We start from the raw sequence: 20,861 nt of genomic DNA on the forward strand, positions 1-20,861 counted from the left end.
GCCTGGATCGGCCGATGGCGCAAATTATTCGTGCCGACCTCCTCAAGAAAGCGCTGAAGTGGCCGACCCCGCCCGCGTATCTCGGGGCTTCGCGTCCGCGGCTTGCTGCCAAAGTGCCGCCCCATGGACATGAAGCTGCGCCCCTTCGATTTCGCCCAGGCTGCCGCCCGCGCGGGCCTGGGGGTCAACGGCCAGCCGCTGTCCGTGAAGCCGGCCGCCACGACCGGCGCGAGCTTCGGCGACGCGATGACGCAGGCGCTGAAGAACGTCAGTGCCCAGCAGAACGAGGCGACGCGGCTGCAGCGCGAGGTGCAGCTCGACAACCCCACCGTCAGCCTCGAGGAGACCATGGTCTCGATGCAGAAGGCCCAGATCGGCTTCCAGGCGACGCTGCAGGTGCGCAACCGCCTGGTCTCGGCCTACTCCGAGATCATGAACATGCAGATCTGAGCGCTTCGCTCGATTTGGTGTCTTCCCAAGCGGCTGCCGTGGAACCGGCTTTGCCGGGCCACCGGCAGCGCCCCTTGAGGGGGCCGGCGCCAGCCGGTAGGGGGAGGGCCGATCAACAGCCGCCGCGCGAGTCGGCGCCGCAGATCTGCGGCCGGCCGAGCGGGCCCAGGTCCAGGTAGAGCTGCTGGTTGCGGTCGTTGGAGATGCCGATGCGCGTCCAGCCCTGGGCCCGGCCCAGGCCGGCCTCGAAGGTGACACCCTGGCCGGACTGCAGCAGCGTGCCCTTGTGCTCGCGCGCGCTGACACCGCCGAGCTCGCAGCGCGGCTGGCCGGTGGCGCAGTCGCAGGGGGCCTGGCGGCTCGAGCCCCAGCACCATTGCGCGCCGCTCTGGAAGCTGACGTAGACGCTGCGCCCCTCCTGGACGCTGATTGCGCGGGCGTGGCGCAGGTCCTGCTCCAGCAGCTCGGCGACATGGCGCAGGCGCTGGCGGGCCAGGTAGTTGGCATAGCTGGGCACGGCCGCGGCCAGGATGATGGCCAGCACGGCCACCGTGAAGACCGCTTCAAGCAACGTGAAGCCCGAGATGCGACGTGGCTTCATAGGTCCAGCTTCAGCAGGCGCCGGCGCTTCTGCGTCTGGTCCACATAGACCTGCAGCGAGCGCCCGGCCGCGGCGTCGAGGTCGACGAAGGCGCAGCCGAGCTGGCGCGTGCCGCCGGGGTCACCGCCGATCGGGCTGGCGTGGTGGGGCAGCAGCGCGACCCGCAGCGCGGTGATGCGGTCCAGCTCCAGCACCAGGCCGGCGGCGACATGGCCGATGGGCAGCAGCGGGGCCGGGTCCACGTCGGCCGGCAGGGCCAGAGCCAGACCGCCGATGCTGATGTCCAGCACCCGCAGCGCGTGCCCGGGCTGGGCGCCGCCGGGCACGACGACGCGCGGGTAGAGGCTGCCGGCGGGCTGCACGCGGTAGGACTGGCGACGCTGGAAGCGGTAGAGCCGCGTCGGCAGCGTGCCGCGCAGCACGGCGCCCTGCGCGCCGCTGACGAGGACGGAGGCTTCGAGCTCGAACTGCAGCTTGATCGTGCCGAGGTAGGCGACGGCGGTGATCTCGCCACCGGCCACCAGGGCCTGGCTGATGCCTTCGGGGTCGGCGCCGATCTCCAGGCCGAGCAGGTCGGCCGCCGGGTCCAGCGCGACGATGCGGCTGGGCAGGCTCAGACCGGGCGGCCCGCTGAGCATCAGCGCGGCGTCCTCACGCTGCAGCTGCTGCAGGTAGGCGGTGATCTCGGTGATGGTGGAGACGCGCAGTTCTTCCGGGGCGGCTTGAGTTGTGGCGGACATGCGGACGATGGTAGCCGCGCCAAGTGCGCCGAAGCGGCGATGTGCCGATCAGGGCGGCCTTCCCAGGCAGGCGTAGCTGCAGTGAGAGGTCAGGCGGTCTTGTCGATGTTGTTGCCCAGAGCCGACGTGGGCGGGAACGTGGGCCGCTGCTTGGCGGCCGCTTCCAACTCGGCAGTGAGCCTGCTCAACCACGGGAAGCGGGGAGGGATGGGTTGCTGAGTGACCTTGTCGATCTGTTCCGTCAGGTTAGCGGCGAGCGCATCCCTGCGTGCCTGAGACGTGGTGTCAGAGGCCGAATTGTTGCGTGCATCCACGCTGTCCGTCCTGTAGGAGGTGACGGCTCCCACGCCGTTGACGCTGTTCATCACGATCCCCTTCAGTCCAAATTGAAGGTCTTTCACCAGCCTATCGGCAGTTCGACGAAGAACTTTAGGCACCAGGGTGCGACAGATGTCACGCCTTGGTGCCTGGAATTGTAGTTCCGGGCGGTGTGAAAGGGGGGGGGGCGTGTTTCAGTGCGTCAGCACGGGGCGGCCGGCCAGTACTCGGTCGAGGTCCTCGAGCCAGGGCTCGGCGAGATGGCGAATCTCGGCATCGTTGAGAAGGATGCGCTGCATGATGCGTGTTTTCAGGGTGGATTCGCCAGGGGCGAGCGTCCCCCGGTTCGCGGCTGCCTTGAGCTGGCAGATCAGCAGCACGCAGGCCCCTTCCAGCCGGACCACTTCATCCCAATTGCCGTTTCGGGCGGCGGACAGCATGTCGGCACTGGCCTGTTCGATCGCTTCGTAGTAACTCAGCAGGGCGGCGTTCATGGTCAACCTGCGCTCACGGAGGAGGGGGCCTGTGCGCCGGCATGCACCTGCGCGGCGATGCCGTCCCAGGCATCCTTCAGGGTGTCGACCAGCTTGGCGCATTCGACCAGGGCGGCCTCGTCGTTGTGCAGGTTGGCCAGGGTGAGGCGGCGGGCCAGATAGTCGTAGAGGGCAGCGAGGCGCTTGGCGATTTCGCCACCGCGGGACATGTCGAGGACGCCCGCCAAGCCTTCGTCGACGATGCGCACGGCCCGGCTGATCGCATGGGCCTTGGCGGGCATGTCGCCGCGCTGCATGGCGCCGCGGGCCGTATGGATGTCGCTCAACAAGGTGTTGTAGAGCAGCCCGATGAGCTTGTGGGGGCTTGCGTCGTCGGTTGCCGTGCTGGTGCCGATCTCGGCATAGGCGTTGGCGGGGGGGCGGCGGCCGCCGAAGGACTGAGGCATGCTGAACATCACGCTGGACTCCGGTTCACTTGTCTTGTTTTCGGCCGTCGAGGCCGATTCTTGAACCGGGATTGGCGTGTCAAACGCCATTAGTTCGCGCTCTTTAGCCCGACTTCTGGTTGTTCCAAGTCGTGATCTGCTGCGTCATATATTTTGCCAGCGAGTTGGCCTGCGACATGGTCGCATCCAGTGCCGAGTATTGATCCTGCAGCCGTTTCTGCGTCAGATCCAAGCGGGTCTGGAGGGCGTCCTGATCCTTCTGGTTGGACGCGATCATTTTCTGGATCGACTGCTGGCGGGTCGGTAGCGAGCCGTCGACGCCCAGCGCGACATTCTCCCAGTCGGACAGCTTCTTGAGGATGCCGTTGTTGGACGGGTTGGTCGTGTCGACATTGGCCAGCGCTTTCTGCAGCTCGGGCATGTTCTGGACCGCCGCACTCAGCTTGGTGTCGTCGACCTTGAGCGAGCCGTCCTTCTGGAACTGCAGGCCGATCGAGCTGAGCGTGGTGAACACAGTCGACGCCGTATCGAAGCCGCCCAGGACATTGTGCAACTGGGACTGAAGGCTCAGCGTCGTGCGGTCGCCCTGCAACAGGGCACCCTTCTTGGCCACCGGGTCATAGGCGGTGTTGGCGCTGACGAAGGCGCTGAGCGCGTTATAGGCTGCAACGAAGCTCTTCACCATCGTCTTGACCGCGTCGGTGTTGGCCGTGACCGCCACCTGAACCGGCGAAGTGGTCACTTTGTTGACGTTCAGCGTCAGCCCCTGGATGACATTGGTCAACGTCGTGCCGGGGCTGGAGATGGAGATGCCGTTGACCGTGGCCTGGGTGTCCGCCGCCGCGGTGGTCTGCGTCATCTGCGTGACCCCGCTCGTGGGATCGAAAGCGAGGCGGGACAGTCCTGCCGCATCCGTGTTGGTCCCGTCGTCGTCGGTGACGGAGACCTTGAAGCCATTGGCCGCTCCCGTCGACGAGGACTGCAGGGCCAGGCGAGCGCCGGAGGAATCGGTGACGATGGTGGCCGTGACACCGGCATTGGCCGCATTGATCTTGTCGCGGATGCCGGCCAGCGTGTTGCTCGTCGAGTCGATTGCGATGCTGATCGATTGAGCGCCGGACTTCGGCGTGAAGGCCGTCTGCCCGGCATTCCAACTGCCGAGATTGATCGTGAGCGTGCCCGTGCCGACGACATCGGTGGCAGCGGAAAACTGGCCGCTCGCGCTGACCAGCGTCTGCGGTGCGGCCAGTGCACTGACCGACACTGCGTAATTGCCCGGCACCGCGCTCGCCGAACTGGTCACGCCGACGCTGCTTGCATCGGAAGTCGTGGCGGAGGTCAGCGAATAGTTCGACGCCGTCAACAGCGGCGTGGTGGCATCCTGCAGCGAGGACACGAGCGACTGCATCTGACCGAAGGCAGACAACTGGGTCTGCATGCCCTGGGCCTTTGTCTGCAGGGCTTTCATCGGCAGGTTCTCGACCGCCATCAACTGGGTGATGATGCTGTTGACGTCGAGTCCGCTGCCGATGCCGGGCGACGACATCGTCGAGGTGCCGCTGATGGAGGTCATAGTCCTACATTTATCGGGTCAGACAGGCGAAATTTTAGGTGCTTTACCTTCCGAATCGCGGACGGAAGTCACGCCGCCGGGCGCAACCTCGGGGCGAAGGGCGTCATCAGCCCTTCAACAGCGCCAGCACCTGCTGCGGCAGCTGGTTGGCCTGGGCCACCATGGCCGTGCCGGCCTGCTGCAGCACCTGGGCGCGGCTGAGGTTGGCGGTTTCCGCGGCGAAGTCGGCGTCCTGGATGCGGCTGCGCGAGGCCGACAGGTTGTCGCTGGCCGTCTGCAGGTTGTCGATCGTGGAGCTGAAGCGGTTCTGGATCGCGCCCAGCGTGGCGCGGTTGCTGTTGATCGTGGTGAGGGCGGCATCGATGGCCGACAGCGCGGCGTTGGCGCCGCCCACGGTCGAGATGTCGATCGCGCTGACGGCGGTGCCGGTGGCGCCGATGGCGGTCGTCGAGTTCAGGCCGCCGGCCTGGGCGAACACCACGCTGCCGCTCGTGCCGGGAGGCGCGACGTAGTTGATGTTGATCGTGCCACCATAGGTGGTGCCGGACGTGGCGCCGATGCCGAAGTCGGTCAGGTTGGAGCCGGTGAAGGCGCCCGCGGCATAGCTCACCGTGATGTTGCGGCCGTCGGCAGCCGTCAGCGCGACACCCGAGCCAGTGTCGGTGGCATTCACGCCGGTCACGGCCGATTGCGCATTCAGTGCGGCGACGACGTTGGCGCGGTTGGAGGCCAGCGCTGCACCACCGGTCGTGCCGTTGACGTTGATGGCCACGCCGTTGACGGTGATGGTGGCCGCGCCGGAGGCCGAGGAGTTGGCGGTCGAGGTGCCCGCGGCGACGCTGGTGGCATTGGCGGTGGCGGTCAGTCCGGCAATATTGGCGGAGTTGATCGCCGAGGCCTGGGCCTTGGCGTCGACGGCGACGGTGCCGATCGCCACGGGGCCAGCGCCGCCGACATTGACCGTCAGTGCGGCTGGCGTGTTGCTGGCCGTGCCGATGGACTGGCCGGTGAGCGTGAAGCCCTGGAACTGGCCGAGGGCGCTGGCTCGCGCGCTGGCGATGCCGGCGACCGTGATGGTCTGGCCAGCATTGGCGCCGACCTGGAATTGCTGGGCCTGGAAGCTGCCGTCCAGCAGGTTCAGGCCGTTGAACTGCGTCTGCGTCGCGACGCGGTCGATTTCGGCGGAGAGCTGGGCGACTTCCTGCTGCAGCGCGGCGCGGTCGCTGGTGCTGTTGGTCGCGTTGGCGGACTGCACGGCCAGTTCGCGCATGCGCTGCAGGTTGCTGCCGATCGAGCCCAGGCCACCTTCGGCCACTTGGGCCAGCGAGATGCCGTCGTTGGCATTGCGGGCCGCCTGGTTCAGGCCGCGGATCTGCGACGTGAAGCGTTCGGCGATCGCGAGGCCGGCGGCGTCGTCCTTGGCGCTGTTGATGCGAAGTCCGGACGACAGGCGCTGGATCGCGGTGCTCAGATCGTTCTGCGTCCGGTTGGCATTGCGCTGGGCAGTCAGGGACGACAGATTGGTGTTGATGGTCTGCGGCATGAAATCTCTCCGTGAAAGCCTTGCATTCGTGGATCGATTCCGTCGATCCGAACGCCAAATGCCGATCCGGAATTTGGTGTACGAATTCTTCCGAGCACGGCACCTCGGCCTAGCCCGGATAAGCGGCGGCTTTTACGGCCAATTCCTGCCTCCCAAATGACTGCGGGCCGGCTCTCGCCGGGTTGCCCCGGAGAAAGTCGGCCCGCGGCGCCACGCTTGCGGCGCGGCGCGACTCAGGCGTGCTTAACGCAGCAGCGTCAGCACTTGCTGCGGCAGCTGGTTGGCCTGGGCCACCATGGCCGTGCCGGCCTGCTGCAGCACCTGGGCGCGGCTGAGGTTGGCGGTTTCCGCGGCGAAGTCGGCGTCCTGGATGCGGCTGCGAGAGGCCGACAGGTTGTTGCTCGTGGTCGACAGGTTGTCGATCGTGGAGCTGAAGCGATTCTGGATCGCGCCGAGGTTGGCGCGGCTGCCGTTGACCGAAGCCAGCGCGGCGTCGATGGCCGACAGGGCGGAGTTGGCGCCGCCGACCGTCGAGATGTCGATCGCGCTGACCTGCGTGCCGGTCGCGGCAATGGCGTTGCTGGCGCTCAGGCCACCAGCCTGTGTGAAGGCGACCGTGCCCGAGACACCTGCCGGGGCGGTGTACGCGAGGTTGACCGTGCCGCCATTGGTGGCCAGGGCCGCGGCGCTGACGCCGAAGTCGGTCGAGGCAGAGCCAGTGAACGTGCCAGCCGCGTATGCGACCGTGATATTGCGGCCATCGGCGGCGGTCAGCTGGACGCCGGCGCCGGTGTCGGTGGCAGACACGCCGGTGGCGGCCGACTGTGCGTTAAACGCGGAGACGACAGCGGCCCGGTTTGAGGTCAGGCCGGCGCCGCCGGTCGTGCCGGCGACGCTGATGGCGATGCCGTTGACAGTGAAGGTCGCTGTACCGGAGGCGCTGGAGGCGGCAGCCGAGACGCCAGCGGCGACGACGGTGGCGTTGGCGGTGGCGGTCAGGCCGGGGACGTTGCCCGAGTTGATTGCTGCGGCCTGGGCCTTGGCGTCGACGGCCACGGAGCCGAGGTTGTAGTTGGTGCCACCCACGTTCACCGACAGCGCTGCGGCGGTATTGCTCGCCGTGCCGATCGACACGTTGCTCGCGGAGAAGCCCTGGTACTGGCCGAGGGCGCTGGCGCGGGCGCTGGCGATGCTGGCCACCGTGATGGTCTGGCCGGCATTGGCGCCGACCTGGAATTGCTGGGCCTGGAAGCTGCCGTCCAGCAGGTTCAAGCCGTTGAACTGGGTCTGCGTCGAGACACGGTCGATTTCGGCGGCGAGCTGCGTGACTTCCTGCTGCAGGGCGGCGCGGTCGCTGGAGCTGTTGGTCGCGTTGGCGGATTGCACGGCCAGTTCGCGCATGCGCTGCAGGTTGCTGCCGATGGAGCCGAGCGCGCCTTCAGCCGTCTGCGCCAGCGAGATGCCGTCGTTGGCATTGCGGGCGGCCTGGTTCAGGCCGTTGATCTGCGAGGTGAAGCGCTCGGAAATCGCGAGGCCGGCGGCGTCGTCCTTGGCGCTGTTGATGCGCAGGCCGGAGGACAGGCGAGCGATGGCGGTGCTCAGGTCGTTCTGCGCCTTGCTGGCATTGCGCTGAGCACTGAGCGAGTTCAGGTTGGTGTTGATCTGCATCGACATGATGTAACTCCTTCGAGTTGAATTGACTTCCGGCAGGAGCGCCGGCATCGCCGGAGCCGCGGGAGTCGGACAGCCGACGCCTTGAGCCCCAATCTGCCGCAGAGGGGCTGGCCCGCCCTGCTGCGCCCGGCATCCGCCACCTGGGTGGCCACTCCGGACACGACGCCAATTCCTCGGCTGCCGTTGCAGCGTTTATCGGAATGGCCGGCGGAGAACTTGAATCCTTTGTTGCGGCACTCGCTGAAGAAATGAGAAATCGCCCACCGAAATCGTGGCGATTCGTGAACTGCGTCGCTGTGCGCCCAGCCAAAGCCGCGCTGCGGGCGGGGCTGGCGGCGAAGGCGAATCGGCCAAGGCTGTAGCAGCCTTGTCAGGCAAATTCCTACACCGGGGGTGGAAATACCCGGACTCAAGTCGCCGAAATGGCCCGATCCCGACCGCTATTCGTGCTCTTCACAATCCGTCGCATACCGAAACACGTTGCCAGCAGACACGGAGCCCCCATGAAAGCCGAACAGATCCTTGCCGAAATCCGCGAAGCCAACCTGTCCTATTTGATGCTGGCCCAGAGCCTGATCCGCGCCGACCGCGAGCAGGCCCTGTACCGGCTGGGCATCAGCGAGGAGACGGCGACGCTGATCGGCACGCTGAGCCCGGCGCAGATCATGAAGATCGCGGCCGGCAACACGCTGCTATGCGCCTTCCGCATGAGCGACGACCTGGTGTGGGGCCTGCTGACCAATCACAGCAAGCCGGGTGCGAACGAAAGCGTCAGTCGCCTGCACGCCTCCATCCTCATGGCTGGCCGCCATGAACATGTCTGAGGCCCCCGGCGGCGCGGTTACGCGCCGCTGACCCCCCGAGGGGGTGGGGATCGCTCAGGGGCCAGCCCCTGAGCGGCATCCCCTGAGGCGGGCGGCTTGGGCACGGCCCGGCGCTCGCCCGCAATACCGAATACCGAACACACCGAATTCCAGGAGCCCACCATGCGCGTCAAGAGCATCCTCACCGAAGCCAGGCAGATCGAACGTGCCGTTCAGCTGATCCACCTCGGTGCCCGCCTGCAGGTGCTGGAATCGGAGACCGACCTGTCCTATGAGCGACTGCTGCGCCTGTACAAGGAAGTGAGCGGCAAGTCGCCGTCCAAGGGCCAGCTGCCGTTCTCGACCGACTGGTTCATGACCTGGCAGCCCAACATCCATGCCAGCCTGTTCCTGAACATCCACGAGTACCTGAACAAGGCCGCGGAGATGGACGAGATCGACACCGTGATCAAGGCCTACCAGCTCTATCAGGAGCAGACCCATGCCCAGGGGCTGGAGGCCATGCTGTCCGTCACCCGCGCCTGGCGCCTCGTGAAGTTCGTCGACAACGGCATGCTGACGCTGACCAAGTGCTCCAAGTGCAACGGCCAGTTCGTGACCCACCCGCACGAGATCGCCCGCCACTTCATCTGCGGCCTGTGCAACCCGCCGGCGCGTGCGGGCAAGGGCCGGGCGCAGGGCTCGATCCAGATGCACTAGCCGCGCGGCGACCCATTGCCATGGGCGGGCGTTGGCCGCTGTCGGCGCTGTGGGCCTGGTTGGCGGCCTGGCTGATCTATTCGGTGGCGCGCGCGACCGGCCTGGCGGCTGGCCCGGCTTTGACGCTGGGTGTCGCCACCGGGGCGGTGCTTGGCTGGCGGCAGCGTGATCGTTGGCGCGGCCTCATCGTCGCGCTTGGCTTCCCGGTTTCGGTGCTGGGCCTGGATTGGCAGGGCGGTGCCTCGAGCCTGCTTTGGCTGGCGCCATTGTTGCTGTTGTGGTGGCTCTACCCGCGCCATGCCTGGACCGATGCGCCGCTTTTCCCGACGCCGCAGAACGCCCTCGAGAGCGTGCCGACATTCGCGCCGCTTGGGGCCGGGGCCCGCGTGCTGGATGCCGGGTGCGGCGCCGGTGATGGCCTGCGAGAACTTGTGCGCATCTATCCGGCTGCCCGCGTCGAGGGGGTCGAGTTAAGTCCCCCGCTTGCCTGGCTCGCACACTGGCGTGTGCCCGAAGCAACCGTGCGCCGGGGAGATCTTTGGGCCGACGACTGGGCGCCCTTCGCCCTCGTCTATGTGTTCCAGCGGCCCGAGTCCATGCCGCGCGTCTGGGCCAAGGCCTGCGCCGAGCTCGGCCCCGAGGCCTGGCTCGTAAGCCTGGACTTCGCGGTGCCTGAGGCGGTGCCGGTGGCGCAGTGGCAACTGGGCGGTGGGCAGTTCGTGTGGCTTTACCGGCCGGGGCGGATTGCGACGCCAAAGCCCGCCAAATGAAGGTTTGGGTGCCGCTTCTCCGCGGCATACTCGCTCAAGCCCCCCGGCAGCGGGCCGATATGGCCTGAACACCCCCAACTCGACCGCGCATGTTCGTCCTCATCGGCTGGGCCCTTTCCATGGCCTGCATCTTCGGCGTGTTCATCGCCCACGGCGGGAACATCGGCGTCATCCTGCACGCCTTGCCGTTCGAGATGATCACCATCTTCGGCGCGGCCACCGGCGCCTTCCTGGCCAACAACCAGATGAAGGTGGTCAAGGCCACGGCGGCCGGCCTGGGCAGCTGCTTCAAGGGCAGCAAGTACAGCAAGGCGCGCTATATGGAGCTGCTGGCGCTGATGTACGACATCCTGCAGAAGGCCCGCAAGGAGGGCCTGATGTCCATCGAGAAGGATGTCGAGGATCCGCACAACAGCCCGCTGTTCCAGAAGTACGCGACGGTGGGCAACGACCACCATGTCACCGAGTTCATCACCGACTACCTGCGCATGATGGTGTCGGGCAACCTGAACGCGCACGAGATCGAGTCGCTGATGGACAGCGAGATCGAGACCCACCACCAGGAGGAGCATGCCGCCGTCGCCGCGCTGCAGCGCCTTGCGGGCGGCCTGCCGGCCTTCGGTATCGTCGCCGCGGTGCTGGGCGTCGTGAACACCATGGGCTCGGTCGGCCAGCCGCCGGCCGTGCTGGGCGGCATGATCGGCTCGGCCCTGGTCGGCACCTTCCTGGGCATCCTGCTGGCCTATGGCTTCGCCGAGCCGCTGGCCGGCCTGCTGGAGCAGAAGGTCGAGGACGCCGGCAAGGAGTTCCAGTGCATCAAGACCACGCTGTTGGCCAGCATGCAGGGCTATGCGCCGCAAGTGGCCATCGAGTTCGGCCGCAAGGTGCTGTTTTCCGGTGACCGGCCGTCGTTCACCGAGCTCGAAGGTCATGTGAAGAAGAAATGATGCTGCGCGTCTTGACCAGCCAGCCGACGTCGGTCGGCGGCGCCCTTCAAGCGGCCGCCGTCGAACTGGCTTTGCCAGGCGACTGGCGGCGCCCCCCTGGGGGGGGAGGCGCCACAGGCGCATCGGGGGGGGGGCTAAATGGCCGGTGACGCAAAAAAGCTCCAGCCCATCATCATCAAGAAGGTGAAGAAGGGCGGCCACGCGGCGCATGGCGGCGCGTGGAAGATCGCCTATGCCGACTTCGTCACGGCGATGATGGCTTTCTTCCTGCTGATGTGGCTGCTGGGCTCCACGACCGAGGGCGACAAGAAGGGCATTGCCGACTTCTTCCAGTCGCCGCTGAAGGTGTCGATGCTGGGCGGCTCGGGTTCGGGCGACTCGTCCAGCGTCGTCAAGGGGGGCGGCAAGGACCTCACGCGGGAGACCGGCCAGGTCAAGGAGGGCGACAGCAATGCCAAGAAAGCCAGCTACACGCTGCGGGCGCTGAAGGAAGAGCAGCGCAAGGCCGAGAAGTCGCGGCTGGAGCAGCTCAAGGCCAAGGTCGAGAAGGTGTTGGCCGAGAACCCCAAGCTCGCCGCCCTGGGCGGGCAGATCCGCCTGGACATGACCAAGGAGGGCCTGCGCATCCAGATCGTCGACGAAGGCAACCGGCCGATGTTCGACAGCGGCAGCGCCGTCGTGAAGCCCTATATGCGCGAGTTGCTGCGCGAGCTCGGCAGCGTGCTGACCGAGGTGCCCAACCGCCTGACGGTGGAGGGCCACACCGACGCCCAGCCCTTCTCGGGCGGCGACAAGGGCTACAGCAACTGGGAGCTGTCGGCCGACCGGGCCAATGCCTCGCGGCGCGAGCTGGTGGCGGGCGGCCTGTCCGAAGCCCGCATGCTGCGCGTGCAGGGCCTGGCCGCCAGCAAGCTGCTCGACGCCAAGGACCCCAACAGCCCCCTGAACCGGCGCATCAGCATCATCGTGATGAACCGCGATGCCGAGGACGCCGTGCTGAAGAACCTGCCGGACGATGACGACGCTGCCGCATCGCCGCCGGGAGAGGGCGCGAGCACGCAAGTGCCGAGCACCGGGGGCACGCAAGTGCCGCTCAGCGGGAAAATGCCGCAAACTGAATCGCCCGCCTCAGCCCGCTAGAACTAGACTGCGGGCTGACCCCTGTGAAATCCCGCCCCGAGAGAGGATAGCCATGAGCGCTGAGATGAAATTCCTGGTTGTCGACGACTTCTCCACCATGCGCCGCATCGTCCGCGGCCTGCTGAAGGAGATCGGCTACAACAACTGCGAAGAGGCCGAGGACGGTGTCGAGGCGCTGAACATGCTCAAGGGCTCCAAGTTCGATTTCGTCGTCAGCGACATCAACATGCCCAACATGACGGGTTTCGAGTTGCTGAAGGCCATCAAGGAAGACCCCAATCTCAAGCACCTGCCGGTGCTGATGGTCACGGCCGAGGCCCGCAAGGAAGACATCGTGCTGGCGGCGCAGTCGGGGGCGGCAGGCTATATCGTCAAGCCCTTCACGAAGGCGACTTTGGAAGAGAAGGTCCAGAAGATCATGCAGAAGCTGGCCGCCGCGGCCTGACAACAAACAAAAGAGGGGACTGCCATGTCGATGGAACAGTTGGAGCAACTGGGCAAGGCCCAGGAGCCTTTGCTCGTCTCACCCGAGGTCTTCCAGCAGCTTGGCACCATCACCCGCACCCTGCACGACACGATGCAGCGCCTGGGTGTCATGCCCAAGCTGCAGGTGGCCACCGACGGCCTGCCCGACGCGCGCAGCCGCCTGAACTACATTGCCACCAAGACGGCCGCCGCCGCCGAGAAGGTGCTGAACTCCGTCGACCAGGCCAAGGCCGAGCACGCCGGCATCAGCAAGGCCACGCAGGATCTGGCCGCCGCCATCGTGGCCGACCCGGTGCGCGCCGTGGCCAGCGGTGCGGTGATGAATTTCGTCAAGGATGTCGAGGCCCGCACCCAGAGCATCGACGCCCACCTGACCGACATCATGCTGGCCCAGGACTTCCACGACCTGACCGGACAGGTGGTCGCCAAGGTCGTCACGCTGGCCAATGACCTGGAAGACAGCCTCGTCAAGCTGCTGGTGCAGGTCGTGCCGCCCGACCAGCGCGAGAAGGTCGACCCCAACATCCTGCAGGGGCCGGTCGTGAACCCCGAGGGCCGCACCGACGTGGTGGCCGACCAGGGCGAGGTCGACGACCTGCTCGCCAGCCTGGGCTTCTGAACCCAGCCCCGCCTCCCGAGCGGCCGGCCCTTGTGCCGGCCGTTTACGTTTTCAGTCGGTCAGGGCCTCGAGCTGCGACTCCCGGATGGCTCGGTTGATCCGGTCCATGGTCTGCGGGCCGACCTGCTGCGAGCAGCCCAGATAGCGCAGTTCGCCGCGGGGCGCGTCGGCGAAGGCGATGCGCACCAGCGGCAGCGGCGTGAACTCCGGGTCGCGGCGCAGCCAGCCCAGGTCTTCCTCGTCGATCAGCATGTAGTCCATGCGGTGGGCGCCCACCATGCGCGCCAGCTGCATCACCGTCAGCTGGGCGCGGATCGGCGGCCGGGCCGCCGTCGCGAGGTATTGGTCCAGCTGCAGGCCGTAGGACGCACCCTCCAGCAGGCCCGGTTGCAGCGAGGTGTCGGCGAACAGCTGGGCGACGCGCGGGATCGCGCGGATCTGCGCGACCGCATCCGCATGGGCCAGCACGACATGGGGCCGGTCGCGGTGGATGGGCAGCGAGAAGCGCGCATAGGCCTCGCGCTCCGGGTTCTTGTACAGGCCGGGCGAGCACAGGGCGCTCTGGTTGGCCTGCAGGTTCATCAGCGTGCGCCGTATCGGCACTTCGGCGTAGCGCGCCTGGATGCCGGCGCGCTTGAGCAGCTTGATCGTGCGCTCCAGCAGGAAACCGGCCGGTCTGCCGCCCTCGGTGTAGGTGTAGGGCGGTTTGTCGCGGTATTCGATGGTCAGCGTGACCGGCTGCTGGGCACCGGCCCCGCTGGCTAACAGAGCGGTCAGCAGACCCAGGCGGCGGGCGAGGGTGGGCAGCTTGCGGAGCATGCGCCAAGATTAACGGCGGCGGTAGCCGGGCCCGGCGCAGTTGCGGCCCGCAAGCGTGCATAGCTCGCGGTCCGGCCGGATTTGCGAGCCCGGATAAGCCGGGATTCCCGCCCGCTTTTCTCGCTCAAGTTCGGCAGACGGCCTCGAACAATTCGGGCCAGAGCTGCAGAACCGCCATGGCCGACCAAGACGCACAAGACCGCAACCTGCCAGCCTCGGCCAAGAAGATCGCCCGATCTCGTGCCGAGGGCCAGGTGCCGCGCTCGCGCGACCTGCCGCACTTCGCGATGATGGTCGCCGGGGGCGCGGTGCTGGCCGTGGGTGGGCCGCAGATCGTCGAGCGGCTGCGCCTGATGATCGCCACCGGCCTGCATTTCGACGCCAGCCTGCTCGCCCGGCCCGGCTTCCTCGGCGAGCGCCTCGTCGACATGACGCTGGCCTTTGCCGCCGTGATGGGCCCGGTCGCCGCGCTGCTGATGCTCACGGCCATCGCCAGCAACCTGGCCAGCGGTGGCTGGAACTGGACGATGAAGCCGCTGGCACCCAAGTTCTCGCACATGAACCCGATCCAGGGCCTGGGCCGGCTGTTCACCGGCCAGGGCTTCGGCAGCGCCCTCAAGGCCGTGCTGCTGGCCCTGGTGCTGGGGGCCGTCGGCGCGCTGGTGCTGAAGGACCGCCTGGCGGCCTATGTCGGCATCATGTCCGTGCCCCTGCCTTCGGCCCTGGCCTATGCCGGCCAGCAGCTGATGGGCGGCTTGGTGCTGCTGGCCGTGGCGCTGGCCGTGTTCGCCGCCATCGACCTGCCGCTGCAGCGCCAGCTGTGGAAGCGCCGCCTGCGCATGAGCCGCGAGGAGGCCAAGCAGGAACTGAAGGAGGTCGAAGGCAACCTCGAGATCAAGGCCAAGGTGCGCGCCAAGATGCGCGAGATGGCCAAGCGCCGCATGCTGGCCGCCGTGCCCCAGGCCGACCTGGTCGTCATGAACCCGACTCACTACGCGGTCGCGCTGAGGTATGCGGAGGGCAGGATGGCGGCGCCCAAGGTCGTCGCCAAGGGCGCCGACCTGCTGGCCCTGAAGATCCGTGACCTGGCCAAGGAGAGCAAGGTGCCGGTGCTGCAGCAGCCCGTGCTGGCGCGTGCCCTCTATGCCCACGCCAAGGTCGACCAGGAGATCCCCGCTGCGCTGTTCGGCGCCGTGGCCCAGGTGCTGGCCTATGTCTACCAGCTGCGCGCCGCGATGAAGTCGCGCAACCTGAACAAGCCGGACATGCCCAAGCCGCATGTGCCGCCCGAGCTCGATCCGCACAACAAGCCGGGCTGGCAGCCCGAGCCTGACGAGGACTTTGCCGAATGACCCCGCTGATCCAGCGACTGCAAGGCCTACTCGGCCCGCGCGCCGCCATCATCGCCGCCCTGGGCGCGCCCATCGCGGTGCTGCTGGTGCTGTCGATGATGGTGCTGCCGCTGCCGCCCTTCGTGCTGGACCTGCTGTTCACCTTCAACATCGCGATGGCCGTGATGGTGATGATGGTGGCGGCCCACATGATCCGGCCGCTGGATTTCGCGGCCTTCCCGACCGTGCTGCTGCTCACCACGCTGATGCGGCTGTCGCTGAACGTCGCGTCCACCCGCGTGGTGCTGCTGCAGGGCCACACCGGCACCGGCGCGGCCGGCAAGGTCATCGAGAGCTTCGGCCACTTCCTGATCGGCGGCAATTTCGCGGTCGGCCTGATCGTGTTCGCCATCCTGGTGGTCATCAACTTCATCGTCGTCACCAAGGGCGCCGAACGCATCGCCGAGGTCGGCGCGCGCTTCACGCTGGATGCGATGCCCGGCAAGCAGATGGCGGTGGACGCCGACCTGAACGCCGGCCTCATCAACGAGGCCGAGGCCAAGCGCCGCCGCGCCGAGCTGAGCGACGAGGCCGACTTCTTCGGCTCCATGGACGGTGCCAGCAAATTCGTGCGCGGCGACGCCGTGGCCGGCATGCTGATCCTGGCCATCAACATCGTCGGCGGCTTCATCATCGGCGTGGCCCAGCACGGCCTGACGGCCGGCCAGGCGGCCGACAGCTACATCCTGCTGGCCGTCGGCGACGCGCTGGTGGCCCAGGTGCCGGCGCTGCTGATCTCGGTGGCCGCGGCCATGGTGGTGTCGCGCGTGGGCACGGACAAGGACATCGGCAGCCAGATCGGCAAGCAGGTGTTCGGCTCGGCCAAGAGCATCGCGATCACGGCCGCCGTCATCGGCGCGCTGGGCCTGATCCCGGGCATGCCCCATGTCGTCTTCCTGCTGATCGCCGGCGGCATGGGCTATCTGGCCTACTGGCTGCGCAGCAAGGAGCAGGCCCAGGAGGCCGCCAAGGCCGTCAAGCCCATCATGCCGCCCGCCGAGGGCGCTGGCGAGGCGAGCTGGGAGGACCTGGTGCCGGTGGACACGCTGGGCCTGGAGGTCGGCTACCGCCTGATCACGCTGGTGGACAAGACCCGCGAGGGCGACCTGCTCAGCCGCATCAAGGGCGTGCGCCGCAAGTTCGCGCAGGAGGTCGGCTTCCTGCCGCCGCCGGTGCACATCCGCGACAACCTGGAGCTGCGCCCCAGCCAGTACCGCATCTCGCTGCGCGGCGCGGTCGTCGGCGAGGCCGAGGCCTTCCCCGGCATGTGGCTGGCCATCAACCCGGGCCATGCGACGCAGAAGCTCATCGGCACCGCGACGACCGACCCCGCCTTCGGCCTGCCGGCCGTGTGGATCGAGGAGCGCCAGCGGGAGATGGCCCAAATGAGCGGGTTTACGGTCGTTGATTGCTCGACCGTCGTGGCCACCCACCTTTCACACTTGATGCAAGTGCATGCGGCCAAGCTGCTCGGCCGCGTGGAGACGCAGTCGCTGGTGGAACACCTCACCAGGCAGGCGCCGCAACTGATTGAAGACGTGATTCCCAAGATGATCAGCATCGCCACCCTGCAACGCGTGCTCCAGCTGCTGCTGGAGGAGGGCGTGCACATCCGCGACATGCGCTCCATCGTCGAATCCATCGCCGAGAACGCCGCCACCGTCACCGACCCGGCCGAACTGGCGCGCCGCATCCGCACCCATATCGCGCCGGCCATCGTGCAGCAGATCTACGGTTCCACGAAGGAGCTGGACGTCATCGCGCTCGAGCCCGAACTGGAGCGCCTCGTCACCCAGGCCCTCAATTCGCCGCACGGCGCGGCCCTGGACCCCGGCGTGGCCGACACGCTGGCCCGCAGCGCCGCCGAGACCGCCCAGAAGCAGGAAGACCGCGGCGTGCCGGCCGCACTGCTGGTGCCCGACCTGATCCGCGCGCCCATGGCCCGCCTGCTCAAGCGCGCCGCGCCCCGTCTCAAGGTGCTCGGCCACAGCGAGATTCCCGAGACCCACACCATCCGCATCGGCTCCATCATCGGAGGCACAGCATGAATGTCCGAAAGTTCAACGCGCCCACGTCCCGCGAGGCGCTCGCCCTGGTCAAGCAGGCCTTCGGCGCGGACGCGGTCGTGCTGTCCAACAAGTCGGTGCCCGGTGGCGTCGAGGTGCTGGCCATGGCGCCGGAGGGCATGGGTCAGATCGAGCAGATGGCCGCCAGTGCGCCGCGCACCGTGGCCCGTCCGCCGCTGCCGGCCCAGCAGCCGCCGCAGCGCGCCAGCTTCGCCGAGCGCTCGCAGCGCCAGGAGCCCAGCTTCGGCGCGCCCGACGTGCAGGGCGACGTGCAGCAGCTGGCGATGAGCACGCTGAACTTCCAGGACTATGTGCGCGAGCGCGTGCTGCGCCGCCGCGAGGCCGAGATCGCCGGCCGGCCCGACCCCGTGGCGCGGTCCGCTGCCCGGCCGGCGCCCGTGCCGCAGCAGCCGCCCGCGGTGTCGCTGGATGCCGTGCGCGTCCAGCGCGAACGCCGGGCCAGCGAGGCCATGGCCGCGCTGGCGCCCAAGCGCGCGCCGGCCCCACCCCGCCCCGCGCCGCCGGTGCTGCGCGACGAGATCCGCCTGCCGTCCGCCATGCCCGGCCAGCAGCGCGCCGTGCCCCAGTTGGGCGACATCGCCACCAGCGAACCCCTGCCGCTGCCCGGCCAGCCCAATGCCACTCAGCGCAGCCAGATGGACATGGCCGCCGAGCTGCGCCAGATGCGCGGCCTGATCGAGGAGCGCTTCTCCTCGCTGGCCTTCATGGAGAAGCTGCAGCGCCAGCCCGTGCAGGCGCGGCTGACGCAGAAGCTGCTCGAACTCGGCTTCAGCCCGGCCCTGGTGCGCAAGCTGGCCGAGAGCTGCCCGTCCGACTTCAAGACCGGCGCCGCTACCGACCCGGCCGACGAGACCGCCTGGGCCGCCCATGTGCTGTCGCGCAACCTGCAGACCGACGAGGCCGCGCCGGCCATCGAGGACCGCGGTGGCGTTTTCGCGCTGATCGGCTCCACCGGCGTCGGCAAGACCACGACGACCGCCAAGCTGGCCGCGCATTTCGCCACCAAGTACGGCGCCAGCCAGCTCGGCCTGATCACGCTGGACGCCTACCGCGTCGGCGCCCACGAGCAGCTGCGCGCCTACGGCCGCATCCTCGGCGTGCCGGTTCACACGGCGCACGACCGTGCCTCGCTGGACGACCTGCTGGAGCTGCTGTCCAGCAAGAAGCTGGTGCTGATCGACACCGCCGGCATGGCCCAGCGCGACAGCCGCACCCAGGAATTGCTGGAGATGCTGGCCCACCCTAGCATCAAGAAGCTGCTGGTCATCAACGCGGCCCAGCAGGGCGAGACCATCGAGGACGTCGTCGGTGCCTGGAAGGGCGCGGCCTGCGAGGGCGTCGTGCTCAGCAAGATCGACGAGGCCGTCAAGCTCGCGCCGGCCCTGGACACGCTGATCCGCCACAAGCTCAAGGTGCTGGGCGTGGCCAACGGCCAGCGCGTGCCGGAAGACTGGCACCGCCTGCCCAGCGTGGCCCTGGTGCAGCGCGCGCTGAAGGGCGCGGCCTCGGGCGCCTGGCGCATGGACAACACCGACGTCAACCTGATCTTCGCCGGCGGCCCGCTGAGCGACGCCGGCATGAGGGCGATCCACTAGATGGCCGCCATGCCCCAGGATCAAGCCCATGGCCTGCGCCGCCTCTTCGCGGCCTCCAAGACCCGCTTCGTGCCGGTCGTCAGCAACCCGCGCGTGATGGGTGCCGGCGTGTTGCTCGAGGGCCTGTGCGCGGCCTTCGCCGAACTGGGCCTGCACACGCTGGTCGTCGATGCCGGCGAGCACTCGCCCCAGCCCTCGGAGCTGGCGCAGGTGGACCTGTCCAACTGCATCGAGCGCCTGTCGCCCCGGCTCTCCTACCTGGCCGCTCGCGGCCTGCCGCTGCGCCACATCAATGCCAACGGCTCGGCGGCCTCCTTCCTGGAGGCCGTGTCCGACGCTGCCCCGGATTCCGACGTCATCCTGCTGCATGCGCCGGCGGCCGAACTGGCCCGCGTCGTCGCGCTGCGCGAGGTGCGCCCGCTGCTGCTGGCGGACGCCGAGCCGGCGAGCGTCACCGAAGCCTATGCCGGCATGAAATGGCTCACACAACGCGCCGGGCTGATGGTCTACAGTCTGCTGATGGCCTGCCACCCCCAACTGCGCGTGGCCACCCGCATCGCGCAACAGCTCCATTCCTGCGCCGACGGCTTCCTCGGCGCGGTGCTGCGCGACTGGGCCTGCCTGGACCCCAGGGCCTCGCAGCACGCACCGCTCACGCCCGAGCTGCGCCACCTGGCCCGCGAGCTGCTGCTTGCGGCGCCCCCCGGAGCGGCCATCGATGCCGCTTCGAACGCGGCCCCGCTGCGCCCGGCGCGCGCGGTGTCATCCCCTCTTATCGCAGCGCATTGACCTCCGCCGGGAGTCCACACATGCCCCCACGCTCACTTCGTTCACTGCCCCCGCGGGGGTGCTTCAGCCCCTTCGGGCGGCCGTGCTGAGCTGACCATGTACACGCCCAAAGGCCGCCTCGACAACAGTACGCTGATCAAGCAGTACAGCCCGCTGGTGCGACGCCTGGCGCACCAGATGATCGCCAAGCTGCCGGCCAACGTGGAGGTGGACGACCTGATCCAGGTCGGCCTGATCGGCCTGACCGACGCGCTGTCGCGCTTCGACGCCGAGCAGGGCGTGCAGTTCGAGACCTTCGCCACCCAGCGCATCCGCGGCGCCATGCTCGACGAGCTGCGTGGCGGCGACTGGATGAGCCGCGGCACGCGCCGCCAGCAGCGCGAGATCGAGGTGGCGGTGCACAAGGTCGAGCAGCGCCTGGGCCGTGCGCCCAACGAGACCGAGATCGCCACCGAGATGGGCCTGCCGCTGGCCGAGTACCAGGAGCTGCTGGGCAAGGTGCGCGGCACCCAGCTCGTCTACCTGGAGGACATGAGCGGCGACGACGGCGACGAGAACTACCTCGACCGTCACGTGGCGGACGAGGGCGCCAACCCGGTGGAGCTGCTGCAGGACCACCGCATGCGTGAGGCGCTGGTGGCCGCCATCAAGAACCTGCCCGAGCGCGAACAGTTCGTGATGAGCATGTATTACGAGCACGACATGAACCTCAAGGAGATCGCAGCCGTGCTCAAGGTCACGGAGTCGCGGGTCTGCCAGCTGCACAGTCAGTCCATCGCAAGGTTGAGGGTGAAACTGCGGGACTGGTGAATACCGAGGCCGCTGCCTGACATGGCCCCGGCCGGCAAGCAGGGGA

The 20,861-nt window shown here is 68.0% G+C and carries 22 protein-coding genes; 13 read left to right on the top strand and 9 right to left on the bottom strand.

What is annotated here, in order from left to right:
• The first annotated feature begins 123 nt into the window (after positions 1-123).
• Positions 124-450: a flagellar hook-basal body complex protein FliE gene (gene fliE / locus EV671_RS10145; protein WP_132571191.1), complete on the top strand. Its 327-nt coding sequence runs from the start codon at positions 124-126 to the stop codon at positions 448-450.
• A 112-nt stretch (positions 451-562) separates the two neighbouring features.
• Here fliE and EV671_RS10150 read toward each other — a convergent pair whose 3' ends face one another.
• The 8 genes from EV671_RS10150 to EV671_RS10185 all read right to left on the bottom strand — a co-directional run bounded on the left by EV671_RS10150 (position 563) and on the right by EV671_RS10185 (position 7,839).
• A complete protein-coding gene (locus tag EV671_RS10150) occupies positions 563-1,051 on the bottom strand; it encodes a pilus assembly FimT family protein (RefSeq protein WP_132571192.1) in 489 nt (162 codons plus the stop codon).
• Positions 1,048-1,791, bottom strand: coding sequence for a flagellar brake protein (locus EV671_RS10155; RefSeq protein ID WP_132571193.1), 744 nt, complete (start codon positions 1,789-1,791; stop codon positions 1,048-1,050). The genes EV671_RS10150 and EV671_RS10155 overlap by 4 nt, the downstream gene beginning before the upstream one ends.
• Positions 1,792-1,880: 89 nt before the next feature.
• Positions 1,881-2,192 (bottom strand): hypothetical protein, encoded by a 312-nt coding sequence (locus tag EV671_RS10160; protein ID WP_132571194.1) that lies wholly within the window; start codon positions 2,190-2,192, stop codon positions 1,881-1,883.
• 111 nt (positions 2,193-2,303) lie between these two features.
• Positions 2,304-2,603, bottom strand: a complete 300-nt coding sequence (locus tag EV671_RS10165; RefSeq protein ID WP_132571195.1) for a flagellar protein FliT — start codon at positions 2,601-2,603, stop codon at positions 2,304-2,306.
• A gap of 2 nt (positions 2,604-2,605) precedes the next feature.
• Positions 2,606-3,139, bottom strand: coding sequence for a flagellar export chaperone FliS (gene fliS, locus EV671_RS10170; protein ID WP_207911129.1), 534 nt, complete (start codon positions 3,137-3,139; stop codon positions 2,606-2,608).
• Between the two features lie 13 nt (positions 3,140-3,152).
• Positions 3,153-4,622 (bottom strand): flagellar filament capping protein FliD, encoded by a 1,470-nt coding sequence (gene fliD / locus EV671_RS10175; RefSeq protein ID WP_132571196.1) that lies wholly within the window; start codon positions 4,620-4,622, stop codon positions 3,153-3,155.
• Between the two features lie 106 nt (positions 4,623-4,728).
• Positions 4,729-6,165 carry a flagellin N-terminal helical domain-containing protein gene (locus tag EV671_RS10180; protein ID WP_132571197.1) on the bottom strand — a complete coding sequence of 479 codons (1,437 nt, stop codon included), beginning with the start codon at positions 6,163-6,165 and terminating at the stop codon, positions 4,729-4,731.
• Positions 6,166-6,408: 243 nt separating this feature from the next.
• On the bottom strand, positions 6,409-7,839 hold the full coding sequence (locus EV671_RS10185) for a flagellin N-terminal helical domain-containing protein (RefSeq protein WP_132571198.1): 1,431 nt from the start codon (positions 7,837-7,839) through the stop codon (positions 6,409-6,411).
• Positions 7,840-8,342: 503 nt separating this feature from the next.
• Between EV671_RS10185 and flhD the strand changes: the two genes are divergently transcribed.
• From flhD to EV671_RS10220, 7 genes are all read left to right on the top strand, one after another.
• Complete coding sequence (gene flhD / locus EV671_RS10190; protein WP_132571199.1) at positions 8,343-8,663, top strand: flagellar transcriptional regulator FlhD; 321 nt, start codon at positions 8,343-8,345, stop codon at positions 8,661-8,663.
• A 162-nt stretch (positions 8,664-8,825) separates the two neighbouring features.
• On the top strand, positions 8,826-9,362 hold the full coding sequence (gene flhC, locus EV671_RS10195; RefSeq protein ID WP_132571200.1) for a flagellar transcriptional regulator FlhC: 537 nt from the start codon (positions 8,826-8,828) through the stop codon (positions 9,360-9,362).
• A gap of 20 nt (positions 9,363-9,382) precedes the next feature.
• Positions 9,383-10,132: a class I SAM-dependent methyltransferase gene (locus EV671_RS10200; RefSeq protein ID WP_132571201.1), complete on the top strand. Its 750-nt coding sequence runs from the start codon at positions 9,383-9,385 to the stop codon at positions 10,130-10,132.
• 89 nt (positions 10,133-10,221) lie between these two features.
• A complete protein-coding gene (gene motA / locus EV671_RS10205; RefSeq protein WP_132571202.1) occupies positions 10,222-11,079 on the top strand; it encodes a flagellar motor stator protein MotA in 858 nt (285 codons plus the stop codon).
• Between the two features lie 138 nt (positions 11,080-11,217).
• A complete protein-coding gene (gene motB, locus EV671_RS10210) occupies positions 11,218-12,219 on the top strand; it encodes a flagellar motor protein MotB (protein ID WP_132571203.1) in 1,002 nt (333 codons plus the stop codon).
• Positions 12,220-12,271: 52 nt separating this feature from the next.
• The gene (cheY, locus tag EV671_RS10215) at positions 12,272-12,664 is read left to right on the top strand and encodes a chemotaxis response regulator CheY (protein WP_132571204.1); all 393 of its coding nucleotides are present in this window, start codon (positions 12,272-12,274) and stop codon (positions 12,662-12,664) included.
• A gap of 24 nt (positions 12,665-12,688) precedes the next feature.
• Positions 12,689-13,324: a protein phosphatase CheZ gene (locus EV671_RS10220; RefSeq protein ID WP_415840481.1), complete on the top strand. Its 636-nt coding sequence runs from the start codon at positions 12,689-12,691 to the stop codon at positions 13,322-13,324.
• Positions 13,325-13,375: 51 nt separating this feature from the next.
• Here EV671_RS10220 and EV671_RS10225 read toward each other — a convergent pair whose 3' ends face one another.
• A complete protein-coding gene (locus EV671_RS10225) occupies positions 13,376-14,143 on the bottom strand; it encodes a substrate-binding periplasmic protein (RefSeq protein ID WP_132571205.1) in 768 nt (255 codons plus the stop codon).
• A 176-nt stretch (positions 14,144-14,319) separates the two neighbouring features.
• Here EV671_RS10225 and EV671_RS10230 point away from each other — a divergent pair, with 176 nt between their 5' ends.
• From EV671_RS10230 to EV671_RS10250, 5 genes are all read left to right on the top strand, one after another.
• Entirely contained in the window at positions 14,320-15,495 is a 1,176-nt protein-coding gene (locus tag EV671_RS10230; RefSeq protein ID WP_132571206.1) for an EscU/YscU/HrcU family type III secretion system export apparatus switch protein, read from the top strand.
• The gene (gene flhA / locus EV671_RS10235; RefSeq protein ID WP_132571207.1) at positions 15,492-17,582 is read left to right on the top strand and encodes a flagellar biosynthesis protein FlhA; all 2,091 of its coding nucleotides are present in this window, start codon (positions 15,492-15,494) and stop codon (positions 17,580-17,582) included. Before EV671_RS10230 ends, flhA begins: the two co-directional genes overlap by 4 nt.
• A complete protein-coding gene (gene flhF, locus EV671_RS10240) occupies positions 17,579-19,216 on the top strand; it encodes a flagellar biosynthesis GTPase FlhF (protein ID WP_132571208.1) in 1,638 nt (545 codons plus the stop codon). The genes flhA and flhF overlap by 4 nt, the downstream gene beginning before the upstream one ends.
• A 9-nt stretch (positions 19,217-19,225) precedes the next feature.
• Positions 19,226-20,005, top strand: a complete 780-nt coding sequence (locus EV671_RS10245; RefSeq protein WP_132571209.1) for a MinD/ParA family ATP-binding protein — start codon at positions 19,226-19,228, stop codon at positions 20,003-20,005.
• Positions 20,006-20,101: 96 nt separating this feature from the next.
• Complete coding sequence (locus tag EV671_RS10250) at positions 20,102-20,815, top strand: RNA polymerase sigma factor FliA (RefSeq protein ID WP_132571210.1); 714 nt, start codon at positions 20,102-20,104, stop codon at positions 20,813-20,815.
• Positions 20,816-20,861: the final 46 nt, after the last annotated feature.

Origin of the sequence: Roseateles saccharophilus (assembly GCF_004342485.1) — a bacterium.
Classification (GTDB): Bacteria; Pseudomonadota; Gammaproteobacteria; order Burkholderiales; family Burkholderiaceae_C; genus Pelomonas; species Pelomonas saccharophila.